Origin of the sequence: Sphingosinicella sp. CPCC 101087 (assembly GCF_004151485.1) — a bacterium.
Classification (GTDB): Bacteria; Pseudomonadota; Alphaproteobacteria; order Sphingomonadales; family Sphingomonadaceae; genus Allosphingosinicella.
Genome location: NZ_SBFF01000023.1, coordinates 1 through 14,988, shown reverse-complemented (window position 1 = coordinate 14,988; position 14,988 = coordinate 1). Strand labels below are relative to the sequence as shown.

General features: G+C 67.7%; 14 protein-coding genes. 6 read left to right on the top strand and 8 right to left on the bottom strand.

Going from position 1 to position 14,988, the window contains the following annotated elements:
- Positions 1-203 precede the first annotated feature (203 nt).
- The gene (locus EKM57_RS21520) at positions 204-2,516 is read left to right on the top strand and encodes a bifunctional diguanylate cyclase/phosphodiesterase (RefSeq protein WP_129794599.1); all 2,313 of its coding nucleotides are present in this window, start codon (positions 204-206) and stop codon (positions 2,514-2,516) included.
- An 84-nt stretch (positions 2,517-2,600) separates the two neighbouring features.
- A complete protein-coding gene (locus EKM57_RS21515) occupies positions 2,601-2,870 on the top strand; it encodes a type II toxin-antitoxin system HicB family antitoxin (protein ID WP_129794598.1) in 270 nt (89 codons plus the stop codon).
- A gap of 27 nt (positions 2,871-2,897) precedes the next feature.
- Here the strand turns inward: EKM57_RS21515 and ilvC are convergent, their stop codons facing one another.
- Positions 2,898-3,878 carry a ketol-acid reductoisomerase gene (gene ilvC / locus EKM57_RS21510; protein ID WP_129794597.1) on the bottom strand — a complete coding sequence of 327 codons (981 nt, stop codon included), beginning with the start codon at positions 3,876-3,878 and terminating at the stop codon, positions 2,898-2,900.
- A gap of 70 nt (positions 3,879-3,948) precedes the next feature.
- Entirely contained in the window at positions 3,949-4,890 is a 942-nt protein-coding gene (miaA, locus tag EKM57_RS21505) for a tRNA (adenosine(37)-N6)-dimethylallyltransferase MiaA (protein WP_129794596.1), read from the bottom strand.
- Between miaA and serB the strand changes: the two genes are divergently transcribed.
- The gene (serB, locus tag EKM57_RS21500) at positions 4,883-5,761 is read left to right on the top strand and encodes a phosphoserine phosphatase SerB (protein WP_129794595.1); all 879 of its coding nucleotides are present in this window, start codon (positions 4,883-4,885) and stop codon (positions 5,759-5,761) included. The two genes, miaA and serB, sit on opposite strands and share 8 nt — an antisense overlap.
- Positions 5,762-5,929: 168 nt before the next feature.
- Here serB and EKM57_RS21495 read toward each other — a convergent pair whose 3' ends face one another.
- Both EKM57_RS21495 and EKM57_RS21490 read right to left on the bottom strand, forming a co-directional pair.
- Complete coding sequence (locus EKM57_RS21495; protein WP_243451189.1) at positions 5,930-6,214, bottom strand: hypothetical protein; 285 nt, start codon at positions 6,212-6,214, stop codon at positions 5,930-5,932.
- 83 nt (positions 6,215-6,297) lie between these two features.
- Positions 6,298-7,329 (bottom strand): SPOR domain-containing protein, encoded by a 1,032-nt coding sequence (locus EKM57_RS21490; protein ID WP_129794593.1) that lies wholly within the window; start codon positions 7,327-7,329, stop codon positions 6,298-6,300.
- A 266-nt stretch (positions 7,330-7,595) separates the two neighbouring features.
- On the opposite strand from EKM57_RS21490, the gene EKM57_RS21485 reads away from it, so the two are divergent.
- From EKM57_RS21485 to EKM57_RS21475, 3 genes are read left to right on the top strand one after another with little or no spacing between them, the layout of a single operon-like run.
- On the top strand, positions 7,596-8,318 hold the full coding sequence (locus EKM57_RS21485) for a ParA family protein (protein WP_129794592.1): 723 nt from the start codon (positions 7,596-7,598) through the stop codon (positions 8,316-8,318).
- A 14-nt stretch (positions 8,319-8,332) separates the two neighbouring features.
- Positions 8,333-9,028 carry a hypothetical protein gene (locus EKM57_RS21480; protein ID WP_129794591.1) on the top strand — a complete coding sequence of 232 codons (696 nt, stop codon included), beginning with the start codon at positions 8,333-8,335 and terminating at the stop codon, positions 9,026-9,028.
- Between the two features lie 13 nt (positions 9,029-9,041).
- Positions 9,042-10,442, top strand: a complete 1,401-nt coding sequence (locus EKM57_RS21475) for an SPOR domain-containing protein (protein ID WP_129794590.1) — start codon at positions 9,042-9,044, stop codon at positions 10,440-10,442.
- 157 nt (positions 10,443-10,599) lie between these two features.
- Here the strand turns inward: EKM57_RS21475 and EKM57_RS21470 are convergent, their stop codons facing one another.
- From EKM57_RS21470 to EKM57_RS21455, 4 genes are all read right to left on the bottom strand, one after another.
- Positions 10,600-11,538 (bottom strand): aspartate carbamoyltransferase catalytic subunit, encoded by a 939-nt coding sequence (locus EKM57_RS21470; protein WP_129794589.1) that lies wholly within the window; start codon positions 11,536-11,538, stop codon positions 10,600-10,602.
- Positions 11,539-11,701: 163 nt separating this feature from the next.
- Complete coding sequence (locus tag EKM57_RS21465; protein ID WP_129794588.1) at positions 11,702-12,637, bottom strand: homocysteine S-methyltransferase family protein; 936 nt, start codon at positions 12,635-12,637, stop codon at positions 11,702-11,704.
- Positions 12,638-12,932: 295 nt separating this feature from the next.
- Positions 12,933-13,121, bottom strand: coding sequence for a hypothetical protein (locus tag EKM57_RS21460; protein ID WP_129794587.1), 189 nt, complete (start codon positions 13,119-13,121; stop codon positions 12,933-12,935).
- A gap of 277 nt (positions 13,122-13,398) precedes the next feature.
- The gene (locus EKM57_RS21455; RefSeq protein WP_165357613.1) at positions 13,399-14,847 is read right to left on the bottom strand and encodes a VCBS domain-containing protein; all 1,449 of its coding nucleotides are present in this window, start codon (positions 14,845-14,847) and stop codon (positions 13,399-13,401) included.
- Positions 14,848-14,988: the final 141 nt, after the last annotated feature.

Below are 14,988 nucleotides of genomic sequence, written 5' to 3'. Positions count from 1 at the left end.
GGCCGCGGGGATGACGACGACGACGGCAATAACGGCCATGGCAATGACGATGATGGCGACGACGACGGCAATCCTGGCAACGGCGGCGGCCGCGGGGATGACGATGATGGCGACGACGGCAGAATCCCCGGCAACGGCGGTGGCCGCGGCCGTGATGGCGGCTAAGCGTGGATGACGTCGTGGCTGCTCGAAGCGCGTAGGCTATGATCCGCCGAACCCTCGGCCGGCTGGCGAGCGGCCGCTTCGGCCTCGCAGAGGTCACGGCGGTCCTGGTTGGATTCGCCGTCCTTGCCAGTGGCGCGGGCGTCGGAATCGACCGTGTGCTGGCGGTCGTGCGGGACGGGATCAGGAGCCATTCCGCAAGCGGCGAGATCCACATCGTCGAGATAGACCGGAAGAGCCTGGAGGCGATCAGCGTCTGGCCCTGGCCGCGCCGGTACCACGCCGACCTGGTCGACCGTCTCCACGCCGCCGGCGTCCGCAGCATCGCCTTCGACGTCGACTTTTCCGCCAGCTCCAACGCCGCCGACGACGAGGCCTTCGCCGCCGCGCTGCAGCGTGCCGGCGGCGGCGTTATCCTCCCGACGCTACGCCAGCCGGAGTCGGCGGGAAGTTCGCGTTTCGTCGACAATCTCCCCGTCGAGCCGTTGAGAGATCATAGTTTTCTTGCTCTGGTGAATGTCGTTTCCGACCCCGACGGCATGGTCCGCCGTATGCCGCTCGGCCTCGAGACCGCGGGCGTTCCTCGGCCGTCTCTGGCGAGCATGATCGCCGAGAAGCCCGCCGAAGCGGGCCTCTCCTTTCCGATCGACTATTCGATCGAGCCCGCTTCCATCCCGCATCACAGCTTCATCGACGTCCTTCGAGGATCGGTTGGCGCCGAGCAGCTGCGCGGCAAGAGGATCCTGATCGGTGCCACCGCCATCGAGATGGGCGATCGCTATCCGGTGCCGGGCCATGGCGTGATTCCGGGCGTCGTCATTCAGGCGCTTGCCGCCGAAACCCTGCTTGCCGGCCCGGTGCCGGTCGAGGCGAGCGGACTATGGCCGTTGCTGCTGGCCCTGATCCTGATCCCGGGCGTGAGCCGGGGGAGTGGGTCGGCGCGCCTGCTCGGTTTTCTCGCCGGGACGCTCATCATTCTCGCCTTCCCGCTCGCAGGCGAACATTTCGCGAGGATCTCCTTTCCGCTCGCGCCGGCGCTGGCGGCGCTGAGCGTTGCGGCGGCCATCATGCTCTTCCTCGACATCGCCGCCCGCTTCCGCCGGCGCGCCTTCACCGATGCCGACACGGGCCTGCCGAACCTGGCGGCGTTCGAGCGCGCGGCCGAAGCGGGGAAGGGCGGCGTGGCGGTGGTCGCGCGCATCGAGCGCTTCGCTGCGATCGCCGCCGGATTGGGGCCTGCGGCGACCGCCAACCTCATTCATCGGGTCGCCGATCGGCTCGCGTTCGGTCATGGACAGCCGATCCACCGGATCGATGAGGATCGGCTGGCCTGGATCGAACGAAGCGCCGACGAAGCGGAGCTCGAGGAGCGGCTGGAAACCCTGATCGCGCTGATGCGCACGCCGATCGACTGCGGCCGCCTGGTGGACGTCACGCTGGCCGTCGGCCTGGCCGAGCCGGCCGAAGGCGGAGCGAAGCAGCAGGTCGCCAACGCCTCGCTGGCAGCCGTTCGCGCCGGACGCGATGCGCGGCGCTGGGCCTGGTTCTGCGAGGATTCGAGCGAAGAGACGAACTGGCACCTGTCGCTGCTGGGAGAGCTCGATGCCGCGATGGCCGCGGGCCATCTGTGGAACGCCTACCAGCCGAAGCTCGATCTCGCCTCGGGCCGGATCATGTCCGTCGAGGCGCTGGTGCGCTGGCACCATGCGGAGCGTGGCCCGATCGGGCCGGACCGGTTCATTCCATTGGTCGAGGAGCATGGCCGCGCCCGAGATCTTACTCTGCACGTGTTCGATCGCGCGGTCGCGGACGCGATGCACTGGCGCGCCTGCGGCCTCGACATCGGCGTGGCCGTCAACGTCTCGGCGACCCTGCTGCTCGACACGGAATTCGTCGAATTGCTTCGCGATCGGCTCAGTTCGGTCGCGCTGCCGGCGGAACGGATCACTATCGAAGTGACCGAATCGGCCGCGATGAAGGAGCCGGAGCGCGCGATCGCCGCGCTCGAGAGCTGGCGCGCGCTGGGCCTGAAAATATCGATCGACGACTATGGTACCGGCCAGTCCTCGCTCGGCTATCTTCAGAAGCTGCCCGCGACGGAGCTGAAGATCGACATGAGCTTCGTTCGCTCGCTGGTGGCCGATCGACGCAATGCGATCATGGTCCGATCCACCATCGCCCTTGCCCACGAGCTGGGGATGAAGGTCGTGGCCGAAGGGGTGGAGGATGCCGAGTGCCTCCAGCTGCTGGCGACGATGGGCTGCGATACGGCGCAGGGCTGGCACATCGGCAAGCCGATCTCCGCAGAGGCGCTCGAGACTTTCATCGTGGGCCGGCTGCGCGACGCGGCCTGAGTGCCGTGACCGTTCCTCGCGGCGGCCTGCGATGGAACTTGCCGGTGTCCAGAGTCATTGGGCCACGAGCTTCAGGAGACGCGGATGCCTGCCTATCCGGTTCGGATCATAAAGCTCGACCATGCCGGAATTCTCGTCCGCTTTCCGGACGTGCCGGAGGCCGTCGTCTGCGGCGAGACCGAGCAGGAGGTTCTGGAAAATGCCCGGCCGGTGCTCGAGGCGGTGTTGCAGGGCTATGTCGCTCAGGGAAGGGCGCTGCCGGAGCCTTCTGACCTGGAAGGGGCGCCGAAGGTGGCGACCGACCGCTTCGATCCCGGCAAATGGCGGCCCACCTTTCTGCCGGGGCGGCTTTGAACGCTGCCGGCGCGGCAGCGAGGCGGTTCATTCAGGCTTGAGGTCCCGCACCCGCTTTCCGACCGCCTCGATCGGATGCGCGCGAGCGCGTGCGCGCGAGGCCGACAGCCGCGGGTAGCCGGCAGCGGCATCGTCCACCAGGGCGCGCACCAGCCGCCCGCTTCTGACCTCTTCCAGTAGGCGTCGCATCTCCGTTCTCGTGCGGGGGGTGACGATCCGCTGACCGCCGATGAGCGCGCCGAACTCGGCCGTGTTCGAGATGGCTTCCCGCATTCCCGCTATGCCCCGCTCATAGATGAGATCGGCTATGAGCTTTATCTCTGTAAGACATTCGAAATACGCGACTTCCGGAGCATAGCCCGCTTCGACGAGCGTTTCGAAGCCCGCCTGGATCAGCTCCGGTATCGCCCCCCACAGCACGGCGGCTTCGTTGAACAGATCCGCCTCGCACTCCTCGGCAAAGGTGGTGGGCAGGATCCCGACCCGTCCGCTGCCGATGGCACAGGCATAGGACAAGGCCAGGGCCTCGCCATTTCCGCTCGCATCCTGGCCCACGGCAAATAGCGAGACGAGTCCGCGACCTTGTTCATATTCGGTGCGAAGTGCAGTTCCGGGCCCCTTGGGCGCGACGAGGAAGACGTCGAGGTCCCGGCGCGGCTCGACCAGCCCGAAGCGGATGTTCAGCCCGTGGGCGAAGCCGAGCGCCGCCGCGGGGCGAAGATTTGGCGCAACGGCCTCGGCGTAGAGGGGCGCCTGGAGCTCGTCGGGCGCAAGCATCATGGCCACGTCGGCCTTGGCCGCGGCGGCCGCCGCCGTCATGACGTCAAACCCGTCGGCGGCTGCACGCTCGCGGCTTCGCGATCCGAGAGGAAGGCCGACCGTCACCGCCACGCCGCTGTCGCGGAGGTTGAGTGCCTGGGCCCGGCCCTGATTGCCATAGCCCAGGATCGCGACACGGCGGCCGCGGATCAGTCCGGGGTCGGCGTCGGCATCGAAATAGGCGCGCATCCCGGCGGGGTAGGGGATTACGACGGGAGCGGCAATGGAGGGATAGGTGAAAGCCCTCGATCCGGCCGGCTCATCCGACGGAATCGGTCAGTGCCGCCAGCGCCTGGTCGATTCGGAGCCCTTCGAGGGCTTCGCGGAAGCGGGGCCAGACGGCGGGGGGCTGGTGGTTGAACCAGGTATATTGGCGCTTGGCATATCGGCGGGTCGACGTCCGCCCGACGCGGATCGCCTCCTCGCGGTCCATCTCGCCGCGGAGCCAGGCCGCGATTTCTGGAACGCCGATCGCGCGCATCACCGGCGCGGCGAGCGGAAGATTTCGTTCCAAGAGCGAACTTACTTCCGCAACACCTTCTTCTGAAAACATTTCATCGAATCGGGAGTCGCAGCGTGCGTGAAGCCAATCGCGTGGCGGGAGCAGGATGAGGGGAGCGAGCGCCACGGCGTCGCCGATTCCGCCTGCCTTATCCCGCTGCCAATCCTTCAGCGTCCGGCCGGTGGAGCGCAGGACTTCGAGCGCCCGGGCCGTCCGCATCGTGTCGCTCGGGCGGATCCGGGCCGCGGCTTCGGGATCCTCGCGCGTCAGGGCTTCATGGGCGTCGGCGACGCGCATCGCCCGGACCGCCGAGCGAACGTCCGGATCGATCGGCGGCACCGGCGCGATCCCGTCGATGAGGGTGCGGATGTAGAGGCCCGTGCCGCCGGCCAGGATCGGAAGCCGGCCGCTGCGATGAACGTCGGCGATCGCCGCTCTGGCGTCGGCCGCCCAGACGCCCGCTGAGCAGGCTTCGGCGCCGTCGCGATAGCCGTAGAGGCGGTGCGGCACGCGCGCTTCGTCGTCCGGTCCGGGCCGGGCCGACACGATGCGCAGGTCGCGATAGACCTGGGCGCTGTCGGCGTTGACGATCACGCCGCCGGTCGCTTCGGCAAGCCGAAGCGCGAGCGCCGACTTGCCGCTCGCGGTCGGGCCTGCAATGAGCGCCAGCGGCGGCATTTGGGAGGCAGGCTTGTTCATCGCGACGTTGATAGCAGCGGATCGTCTGGGCCGCGGGGATATTTCCGCGGCGTCGGATGCGCTGCGCGCGGCGGGCGTCGCGACCTCGGCGCCGCTCTGGATTGAGGAGGGCAGCGCCTGCGACCTTCCCTTTTCCGGCGAGGTCGGAGCGGCGCGAGCCGCACTTGAGCGACGGTTCGACGGGATCGACATCGTCGTCCAGGCGATTGCGAGCCGGACTCGCAAGCTGCTCGCCGCTGACATGGATTCGACGATGATCACGGTCGAGTGCATCGACGAGCTGGCCGACTTCGCCGGGGTCAAGGCGGAGGTCGCAGCGGTCACCGAGCAAGCGATGCGCGGTGAACTCGACTTCGAAGCCGCACTCGACGCACGCGTCAGGCTGCTGCGCGGACTGGACGAAGCGGCAATCGACCGCTGCCGGGAGGAAAGGGTGACGCTCATGCCGGGCGCCCGGACCCTCGTCCGGACGATGCGCGCCCGCGGCGCCTTCTGCCTGCTCGTCTCGGGTGGCTTCACCCGCTTCGCCGAGCCGGTGGCCGAGGCAATCGGCTTCGATTCGGTCGCCGCCAACCGGCTCGACATCGACGGCGGAAAACTTACCGGCACGGTCGGCAAGCCAGTCTTCGGGGCCCAGGGCAAGCTCGAGGCGATGCTGGAGGCGGCGGCGCGGCTCGGCATCGATCGGAACGAGATCCTCGCCGTCGGAGACGGTGCCAACGACATTCCCATGCTCGAGGCTGCAGGCCTCGGGGTCGCCTACCACGCCAAACCGGCGGTCGCCGCGGCGGCCGATGCGCGCATCGCGGCGAACGATCTCACGGCCTTGCTCTATCTCCAGGGGATTCCGCGGGCGGCCTGGGTGGAATGAGCCGGTTTGTGGAAGGGGACATAGGCGGCTAGATCCGGATTCCATCCCTGCTTCGCCCGGCGGCGATCGGTCCGATCCAATTCCGAAGGTCGGCCTTATTCTGGCCGACAGCTTGGATCCCCGCCGTAGTCGGGATGACGTCCGGACGAGCGGGCCGGCTGACGGCGCCTACATCGAAGGGCGGCTCATGTCGGCGGCGATGGCGGCCAAAGCGAAGGCGACCGAGCGCTCGCCGCAGGTGAAGGCAATGGCGATGCCATCGGGAGCTACCGCACGGACGCTTCCATTTATGATTCCGGCTTCGGGGTGCCTGAGTTCGACCCAGCTTCCCACCTTCGGGCGAAGCGCCGTCTCGACGAAGGCGCCGGTCGCGCACACGTCGCGCAGCGCGGCCGGAGCCGGCCGGCCCGCAACGAGCACGCACATGCGCCGCCGTCGCCAGCGCGACGCCATGCGCGTTCTACCCTCAAAGCTTCGTACAGCCGCCATCCGCTCCCCATTCGGGGCGGGGATAGGTCCGGCCGGCAAACAATCGGTTAAGGCGCGACCGGGAAGCAGCCCTGACCGCGCAGACTTGCGCAAGCCTGCTGAGCCGCCGCGCGGCTGGGCAGCGGTCCGGCCTGCAGGCGCACCAGATTGCCGGCACGGACATAGAAGGGCTGCAAGCCGTTCAGCCTGCCCGACAAGGCGTCCCACGCGCGGCGGGCATTGGCGTCGTTGCTGAAGGCGCCGAGCTGAACGCGCCAGCGGCTGGAAGCGGCGGCGGGCGGCGCAGCTCGCGTCTCCGCCCGGCCGGCAGGTTCGGTTCGCGTCGGGCGGGCGGCCGTCTCGGTCCGGGTGGCGGCGGCGCTCTGCGGCGGCGCAGCGCCGGCGGACGGATTTTCGGCGACCGCCGACGGGGGTACGCTCGTGGTCGCAATCCGGGGCGTGTTCGTCCGCGCGGGCGCAAGCGGCGGAGCGACCGCGGCGGCGACCCGCGTGGGACCGTCACCGCCCGCCCGGCTCGCCATCGCTGCGGCCAGTTCGGCGCCGCGGGCGCGGTCGGCGACGGGAATGTGCTGCTCCATCTCGGCGAGCTGACTCTGCGCGTACGGCAGCCCCTCCCTGGCCGCCAGGCTCATGAAGGCGAAGGCGCGCGGAAGATCCCGCTCCACCGCATCGCCGTTGAACAAAGCCGTGCCGTAGACATATTGCGCGCGCGCATCCCCGCCTTCGGCCGCACGCTCGACGAAGGGCATCGCTTCCTGGCGACGGCCATTCTGGAACAGGATCAGCCCGTACATCGCCTGCGCCTCGAGATGACCCGAGCGCGCCGCCCGCTCATACCATTGCTCGGCGAGCGGCATGTTGCGCGGCACGCCGCGACCGAGCCGGTAGGCATGGCCGAGGTTGAACTGTGCGTCCTCGTCGCCGCGATCGGCGAGCGGCCGCCATGCGCGCACCGCGGCGTCATAGTCGCCCGCCTGCCACGCGGCGACTCCGGCTTCGACGCTCTGCGCCGATGCAGGTGCGCTTGCGAGGATCGCCGCCGCGGCGGCGAAGGCCCAGAGGGCTCGCTTGCTGGTCATAATTGGCTGCCTCCACCGGAAATTCGCGCAATCTCTATGGCCCGACTGCTTAACGCCCTCTTAGCATAGAGCGATTTCGGACCGAGCGGAATCGCGTCGGCCTGGCTTGCGCTGGCAGCGAGAAGGACCGCGGCGACGATCCGCGGGCCGTCGATCGAGCATCGGCGAGCGGCCGCGCTTGGCCGCTTCCCTGACTGAACGTTAACCGGATTTTAGCTCCGACAAGCGAAACCCGCGGTTCGAGCGTGGGAGCCGAGGGAAAATTCATGCGCGTTCTGGCACTATCCTCTCAGAAGGGCGGATCGGGGAAGACCACCCTTTCCGGCCATCTCGCCGTTCAGGCGCACCGCGCCGGCTATGGCCCGGTCTGCCTGATCGACATCGATCCGCAGGGATCGCTTGCCGACTGGTGGAACGAGCGCGAGGACGAGAGCCCAGCTTTCGCCCAGACCACGGTCGCGCGCCTCGGCGCCGACCTGGAAGTGCTGCGCCAGCAGGGCTTTCGCCTGGCGGTCATCGACACGCCGCCCGCCATCACCATCGCGATCCAGAGCGTCATCCAGGTTGCCGAGTTGATCGTCATTCCGACGCGGCCGAGCCCGCACGATCTTCGCGCCGTCGGCGCCACGGTCGACCTTTGCGAGCGTGCCGGCAAGCCTCTGATCTTCGTCGTCAATGCGGCCACGCCCAAGGCCAAGATCACCTATGAAGCCGCTGTCGCGCTGTCGCAGCACGGCACCGTTGCGCCGGTGACACTGCACCATCGCACCGATTTCGCCGCCTCGATGATCGACGGCCGCACGGTCATGGAAGTCGACCCCAATGGCCGTTCGGCCAGGGAGGTCGAGGAGTTGTGGACCTATATCTCCGACCGGCTCGAGAAGAATTTCCGGCGTACCGTCTTTGCCGCACCGGGCGGCCAGGTGCTCCATCACTCGATGGCGCCGCGTCCCGCGGCGGGCTTCGGGCGCCGCGTGATCGGCCAGTGAGAGGGGTAGCGGCGATGAACGATTCAAGACTCTACGCCTCCCTCTCCTCGGGACTGCTGGCCCGCAAGGGCGCCGCCAAGCCGGCGATGCGCCCGCAGGCTTATGGCAGCCTCGAAGACCTCGGCTGGAACGACATGGGCTACGATCCGGTCACGGAGCAGCCGACCGCTGCCCCTGTTCCCGAGCATGTGCCGAGCCCGATCACGGCCCTTACGCCAGCGCCGCGTACGGGCGAGATCGATCCCGAAGCCTTTTACGGCGAGGAAGAGGAAGGCGAATCCGAGGCGACGAGCGGGCCTGCCCGACCGGGCGGAGCGCGGCCCGCTCAGGCGTCCGAGGAGGATTATTCGGTCGTCGCGCAGCAGCGCGCGATCCTCGAGCGCTTCGACGGCAGCGAGGAATCCGACGACGGCAACGGCGGTGCATCCGAGCCCGGCATTCCGGCGAAGAAGGCACAAGCGGGGCGGGCAGAGGTCGTGCCGCTGCCCAAGCGGGCCGCGCCGAAAGGCGGGCGGAAAGCCGCCTTCACCTTGCGGCTCGATCCCGACCGACACCTGCGCCTGCGCCTTGCCTGTGCCGTCACCGGCCGCTCGGCGCAACAGATCGTGACCAGTGCGCTCGACGCCGCCCTGACCGACATCCCCGAAATCGAGGCGCTCGCATCGCGGGTGCCGGCGAAGGCCGGTTCGGCCGGCGCCAAGCGGAACTGACGGAGAGACAGCGATGAACAGGACCGCCTTCGAGATCGCGGCGTCGACGATCATCGTCAGCATGACGATGGTCGCCTGCACGGCCCAGTCCGAGGCGATGCGTCGCCTGGTGACGGCCACTGCCGACGATTCGCAGAGCGCACGCGAAGCGGCGCGGCTGCACGAGCAGGCCGCCCGCGCGCTTCAGCAGGGGCAGTTGTCGCAAGCCGTCGCGGCGATGGAGAATGCAGTCGCCGCCTCGCCGCGCGACGCCGGCTATCGCCTGTTCCTTGCCGACATCTACATGAAGAGCGGCCGCTTTCAGGCGGCGCGCGCCACTTTCGCCGATGTCCTGGAGCTCGACCCGTCCAACATCCGTGCCGGGCTGAGCCTGTCCCTGATGGAAATCGGGCTCGGCCGCCCCCAAGCGGCGGTGGCGCAACTCGATGGTCTGTCGGGCCGGGCCTCGCCCGCCGACCTCGGACTTGCCTATGCGCTGGCCGGCTTGCCGGAGCGCGCCATCGAGATCCTCGAGCCCGCCGCCCGCAGCCTCAGCGCAAGCCCCCGGCTGCGCCAGAACCTCGCTTTGTCCTATGCGCTCGCCGGCGACTGGCGCCGCGCCCGCGCTGTCGCCGCGCAGGACGTCTCGCCGGCCGACCTGGGCCCTCGACTGCAGCAATGGGCGGCTCTCGCCACGCCCGGCGCAGCCGCCATGCAGGTGGCCAGCCTGCTCGGCGTGACCCCGGTCGCCGATCCGGGCCAGCCGGTCCGCCTCGCCTTGGCCCCGTCCGCCCCGGAGCCGGCCACGGCCTATGCGGAGGCAGAAACCGCGACCTTCGCAGACGCCTTCGCACAGACCACGCCGGTGGAGGCCGATTCGAACTGGGGCCTGCCTGCCGAGCCGGCGGACACGGGACCCATCGAAGTCGCCGAACAGGCACCTTCTTATTATCTTCCCGCCCCCGAGACTCCCGCTCAGCCCCAGGAGAGCGCGGCGCCGGTCCGTTATGCCGCCGCCGCGCGGACGCTGATCCGACCCCAGAGTGCCGTCGCGCGCACCGTTTCGGCGCCGTTGCCGGCGCCCTTGTTCGAGCGCGATGCGCCGCGTCACGGAGCTGGCGTGCGTCGTGGGAACAGCCCCTTCGTCGTCCAGCTCGGCGCCTTCAGCAACGAAGACAATGCCGAACGCGCCTGGCAACAGGCCGAGCGTCGATTCGCCCTGGCGGGCCATGTTCCCTTGACGACGACGATCGACATCAACGGGCGTACGCTTCATCGAGTCTCCGTCTCCGGCTTTGCCACGCAGGCCGAGGCGGCCAGACTGTGCGGAGCGATCCGGACGCGCGGGGGCGCCTGTTTCGTGCGCCACAATGCCGGCGACGCCTCGGTCCGCTGGGCTGCCCGCTATGCCGAAGGCCGCGACCGCAACGTCTGACCTGTATCGGTTCCTCTTTCGGGCGCCGGCAGCCGAGGCCCGCCGCCTTGTTCGTGCTCTCTAGCGGCGCTGTGCGGACAGGGGTGCGAATCCGCGCTATCTTCCGGATCGGGCGGAAAAGCTCGACGGCCTCGAAATATTGGATTGGAACGAAGACTTAGCCACGCCTCTGCCGCGTGAGCAGATCGAGGCACGCCATTCGCACCGCGACGCCGTGTTCGACCTGATCGAGAATGACCGAGCGGCGGCGGTCGTCGGCGACATCGCCATCAATCTCGATACCGCGGTTCATCGGCCCGGGATGCATGACGATGGCGTGCGGCGCTGCGCGCTTCAACCGCGCCGAGGTGAGGCCGTAGCGCCCATGGTAGTCGCCGAGGGAATTGGCGATCTCCGGCGCCATGCGCTCGCGCTGGATGCGCAGCATCATCACCACGTCCGCGCCTTCCACCCCTTCATCCAGATCCGTGAACGCGGACGCGCCGGTCGGAAGTGAGGTCGGCAGCAGCGCCTCGGGCCCGACCAGGCGCAATTCTGCGCCGAGCAGGGGCAGGGATCGCATGTTCGAATTGGCGACGCGACTGTGGCGGATGTCGCCGCAGATCGCCACCTTGAGGCCGGCGATGCGGCCGAACCGGCGGCGAATGGTGAGCGCGTCCAGGAGCGCCTGCGTAGGGTGCTCGCCTCGACCGTCGCCGGCATTGATCACCGGGCAACCCATCACCGCCGCCACGTCCGCCGCCGCGCCCACCGCTTCATGGCGGATGACGAGCAGATCCGGGCACATCGCATTGAGGGTCAGGGCCGTGTCGATCAGACTCTCGCCCTTGCGCACACTGGAGGCGGCAGGGTGGAAGTTCGACACTTGCGCGCCGAGCCGTTTACCGGCGATCTCGAACGAGAAGAGCGTGCGGGTAGAATTTTCGAAGAAGGCGTTGATCTGGGTCAACCCGGCGAGACGCTGATCGGCTTTTCGCGCGCCGCGGTTGAAACCCACCCAGGGCTCGGCTTCGTCGAGGATCCGAGTCAGGTCGGCGGCGGATAGGCCTTCGATGCCGAGCAGGTGGCGGTGCGGGAAAGGCTCGGCGGTCGGCATCGAAGCGGCGGTGTAATGTGGGCGAGGGCGGGGCTCAAGCATGAGATCCGTCCCGCTCGGCCCAGGAGGATCGAACGCCGGTGGCGATCGAGCAGCCGGCCTCTCGGCGGCGGCGTGGTCAACCGATCGGCGGCGGGCTTTGCGGCTCACTCGAGCAGGAGGCTCAGGCCAATTCCAGACATGCTTCGGCGATTGCCTCGATGTGACGCTGATCGGTGCCGCAGCAGCCGCCGAGGACGGTGAGATGCGGCATCAGGCCCAGCAGTCGCCGATAGTCTTCGCCGAGCTCGGACGGATTGCCGGCGTCAAGGTCTGTCATCGCATCGAGCTCCGCATGGCTGCACTTGGACGCGTTGGCGCGCAGGCCACGGATTCGGCGTGTCCAACTTCCGCCCTTCGCCAGGGCCTCCTCGAAGTGGCTGGGATGGGCGCAGTTGATCATGAAGTAAGCCGGATATCCGGCGCTTGCCTGATCGACCGTCTGGATCGCGGCGCCAAGCCTATCACCGGTCGGCAGCCTTCCGTCGGTTTCTACAGTGAACGAGATGACGACGGGCAGGCCCACCTTCTCCGCGGCACGGGCAATTCCGATCGCTTCGTTCACGTTGGTGAGGGTCATCGCCGTGAGCAGGTCGGGACCGGCGGCTGCGAGGGCGGCCGCCTGACGCAGATGATAATCCTCGGCTTCCTGCCGGCTCATGATCCGTCCCGGATCGTAGCCGTCGCCCCGCGGGCCGATGCAGCCGCTGACGACGACCGGCGTTGCCGGCGTCTCATATTCACGGCGAAGCGCCTTCAGCATTTCGACGGAACGGGCGCTGAGGCGATCGAGCTCGGCCGGCGTGACGCCGAGCTGCGGAGCCCAGTCCGCGCCTGCTCGCCAGCTCGCGCTCTCGAGGACGAATCCAAGGCCGATCCGTCGCGAAAATTCGAGATAGCCGCGGAAATAGGAGTCGAGCGCGGCGCGGCCCTGATCGGTGCGCAGAAGCATGATCGCTGAAAAGCCGGGGAGCTCGATCCCGTGGTTGAACAGGAGGTCGGTCTCGAGGCCGCCATCGGTGAGGAACAGCTTCTCGAGCTGAGGAAGGGGGTGAGGCATGAAGAGTCCTTCTCATGATATTCGGGCAATGGCGCAAGCATCGCGATCCGAGCCTGCATGATCCAGCCTACTTGCGGTCGGTTCCGCGCCGATCGACGTAAGTTACTGGCATGGCCGCGAAAACGACCAGTTAGATGTTTGCGGCAAGTGCCAGGGAGCGGCCGCGCGGGGCAAAACTCCACTGGCGGTGCAGTCGCGGCCATTCCGGCGGGTCTCCTCCCAGGCCGCGGGCGCCTCCTTCCGCAAATGTCGCTGGCTTCTGTCCGTGCTGGGCGGTCCAAAGCCGAATGCACGGTCAATCCGGCGCGGCGATGTTCCGAGGATCGCGCGAACGGAAGGGCAGCGCCGACGCCGAGGGCGGCAACCTTTCGGCTTCGGGGAGCGGCATCCAATAGCTCGGCCACGGGAGGAAGTCGCAGCTTCGCGCGTCCATGAACACGCCACGATCGTCGGGATCGTCGCCGCCCCTGAGCAGAACGGCCACGGCGTAGCGGCCTTCTGTCAGAACCAGGACCTCCCCGACGGGAAGGCACAGATCGGTCGAGATCCATGGCGTTGCAGGCTCGCGAGGAGGCGGGCAAGATACCCGAGGCTTCTCGTCGGGCCTGTATTCATCGGAGTGGCGCTCGATGGTCGCCATGGCTCATACTCCGCGACGACGGATGGTGGTGAGGCGATCGTTCCGACCAGGGCCGGTCCGACAAGGCAGGCCGGCCGGCGAAGCCAAGCCAAGCGGGAGGAGGCTTCGCCGGCGGCTTTCTCTAGGCGCCGTAGATGAAGAAGTCGGCGTTGTTGAGGATCGTACCGTCGGACACCGTGGCGAACAGGATGGGGGCCGCCGAGCCCGAACCGTCCCGATCAAAGAAGATGTTGCCGCTCGCCTGATTGTAGATGATCCGATCGTTGGCATCGAGCGGCGCGGTAGACAGCTTGAAACGGGAGGCAGCAAGAACGCCGTTTCCGCCAGATCCGGTGAAAATGTCCGCATCGAGTCCGATCCGTTCGTTCACTGGATTGAAGTCTTGAATTGTATCGACGTTTCCGCCCCCCAAGGCCGTGTTGAACCGGAAGGTATCCCTGCCGGCGCCGCCGACCAGGACGTCCGCTCCTGCGTTCCCATAGAGGTTGTCGATACCGGCTCCGCCTTCGATACGATCGTTCCCCCCGAATCCGAACAGGTAGTTGTCACCGCTATTGCCGTAAATCCGATTGGCTCCGCTGTTGCCGCGGCCAAAAATATCAGCGACGCCAGTTAGCCTGAGCTGCTCGACATGTGTCGTCAGCATGTAGTCGGCGACGCTACTCTGGACAGTGTCGTTGCCGCCCGATCCAGCTTCAATCACCAGATCTCCGACATCGGCCACGACAAAGGTATCATGGCCTGCACCGCCGATCATTGTGTCGACGCCTGCGCCGCCTATCAGAAGGTCATTGCCTACGCCGCCATCGATAGTGTCCGAGTCGGCGCCCCCATCCAGGTTGTCATTGCCGCTGGCGCCGAACAGGACGTCGGCCCCGCCCTGGCCGAAGAGCTCATCGCTGCCGCCCGCTCCGTTCAGCACGTTAACCCCTTCATTGCCTTCGAGCGTCTGCGCCACGGAATTGCCGGTGAAGTTGATCGGGGCCAAGCCTGCCGCATTGTCGGTCGACATGAACTCGACCTGGGAATCGGCTGCAAGGACGTAACTGACGCTGGCGATGATCCGGTCCTGGCCTTCGCCGGCCGCTTCGACGACCAGGTGTCCGGAGTTGTTGATGACGTAGGTGTCATCGCCCAGGCCGCCTTGGACCTCGTCGATGCCTCCGTCGGGCGTCAGGACATCCGCGCCATCGGTTCCGAGGATGAGATCATTGGTGTCGAGGCCATTGATGGTGATGGTGACGACAGCCGTCGCGCCGCCGTTCAGCGTGTAGCTGAACGTGTCGGTGGCGGGCGTGTTGCTGGCGCCGGTCGTCGGCAGCGGCGTCTCATCGAACGAGCCGTCCGTATCATAATCGAAGGAGCCGTCGGCGTTCACCGTCAGGAGGGCGCCCGATTCGAGCTCGATCGTCGTGCCCAGGTTCAGGACCGAGCCGTTGACCTCGGTAATCGTCAGCGGAGGACCGCCCAAGGGGTCGTCCGAACCGAAGCCATTGTCTCCGAACAGATTGCCGGAGAGCACGTCGTTCTCGTCGATGATGAACGCGTCATCGTTGGCGAGGCCGATCACCGGCTGTGTCAGGTCGACGGTATCGTTCGCGAAGGCGAGCAGCTCGACGTTGCGCACCCTGTCAGTGCCGTCAGCCATCGTCCCGCGGGCGTGGACGACGGTAACGCTTCCGTCTCCGTTGAACAGGATGTCGTAATTCTC

Excerpts from the sequence above, each read along its gene's own strand:
- EKM57_RS21520 (WP_129794599.1), top strand. The coding sequence starts at position 204 with ATGATCCGCCGAACCCTCGGCCGGCTGGCGAGCGGCCGCTTCGGCCTC.
- EKM57_RS21515 (WP_129794598.1), top strand. The coding sequence starts at position 2,601 with ATGCCTGCCTATCCGGTTCGGATCATAAAGCTCGACCATGCCGGAATT.
- ilvC (WP_129794597.1), bottom strand. The coding sequence starts at position 3,878 with ATGCGCGCCTATTTCGATGCCGACGCCGACCCCGGACTGATCCGCGGC.
- miaA (WP_129794596.1), bottom strand. The coding sequence starts at position 4,890 with ATGAACAAGCCTGCCTCCCAAATGCCGCCGCTGGCGCTCATTGCAGGC.
- EKM57_RS21495 (WP_243451189.1), bottom strand. The coding sequence starts at position 6,214 with ATGGCGTCGCGCTGGCGACGGCGGCGCATGTGCGTGCTCGTTGCGGGC.
- EKM57_RS21490 (WP_129794593.1), bottom strand. The coding sequence starts at position 7,329 with ATGACCAGCAAGCGAGCCCTCTGGGCCTTCGCCGCCGCGGCGGCGATC.
- EKM57_RS21485 (WP_129794592.1), top strand. The coding sequence starts at position 7,596 with ATGCGCGTTCTGGCACTATCCTCTCAGAAGGGCGGATCGGGGAAGACC.
- EKM57_RS21480 (WP_129794591.1), top strand. The coding sequence starts at position 8,333 with ATGAACGATTCAAGACTCTACGCCTCCCTCTCCTCGGGACTGCTGGCC.
- EKM57_RS21475 (WP_129794590.1), top strand. The coding sequence starts at position 9,042 with ATGAACAGGACCGCCTTCGAGATCGCGGCGTCGACGATCATCGTCAGC.
- EKM57_RS21470 (WP_129794589.1), bottom strand. The coding sequence starts at position 11,538 with ATGCCGACCGCCGAGCCTTTCCCGCACCGCCACCTGCTCGGCATCGAA.
- EKM57_RS21465 (WP_129794588.1), bottom strand. The coding sequence starts at position 12,637 with ATGCCTCACCCCCTTCCTCAGCTCGAGAAGCTGTTCCTCACCGATGGC.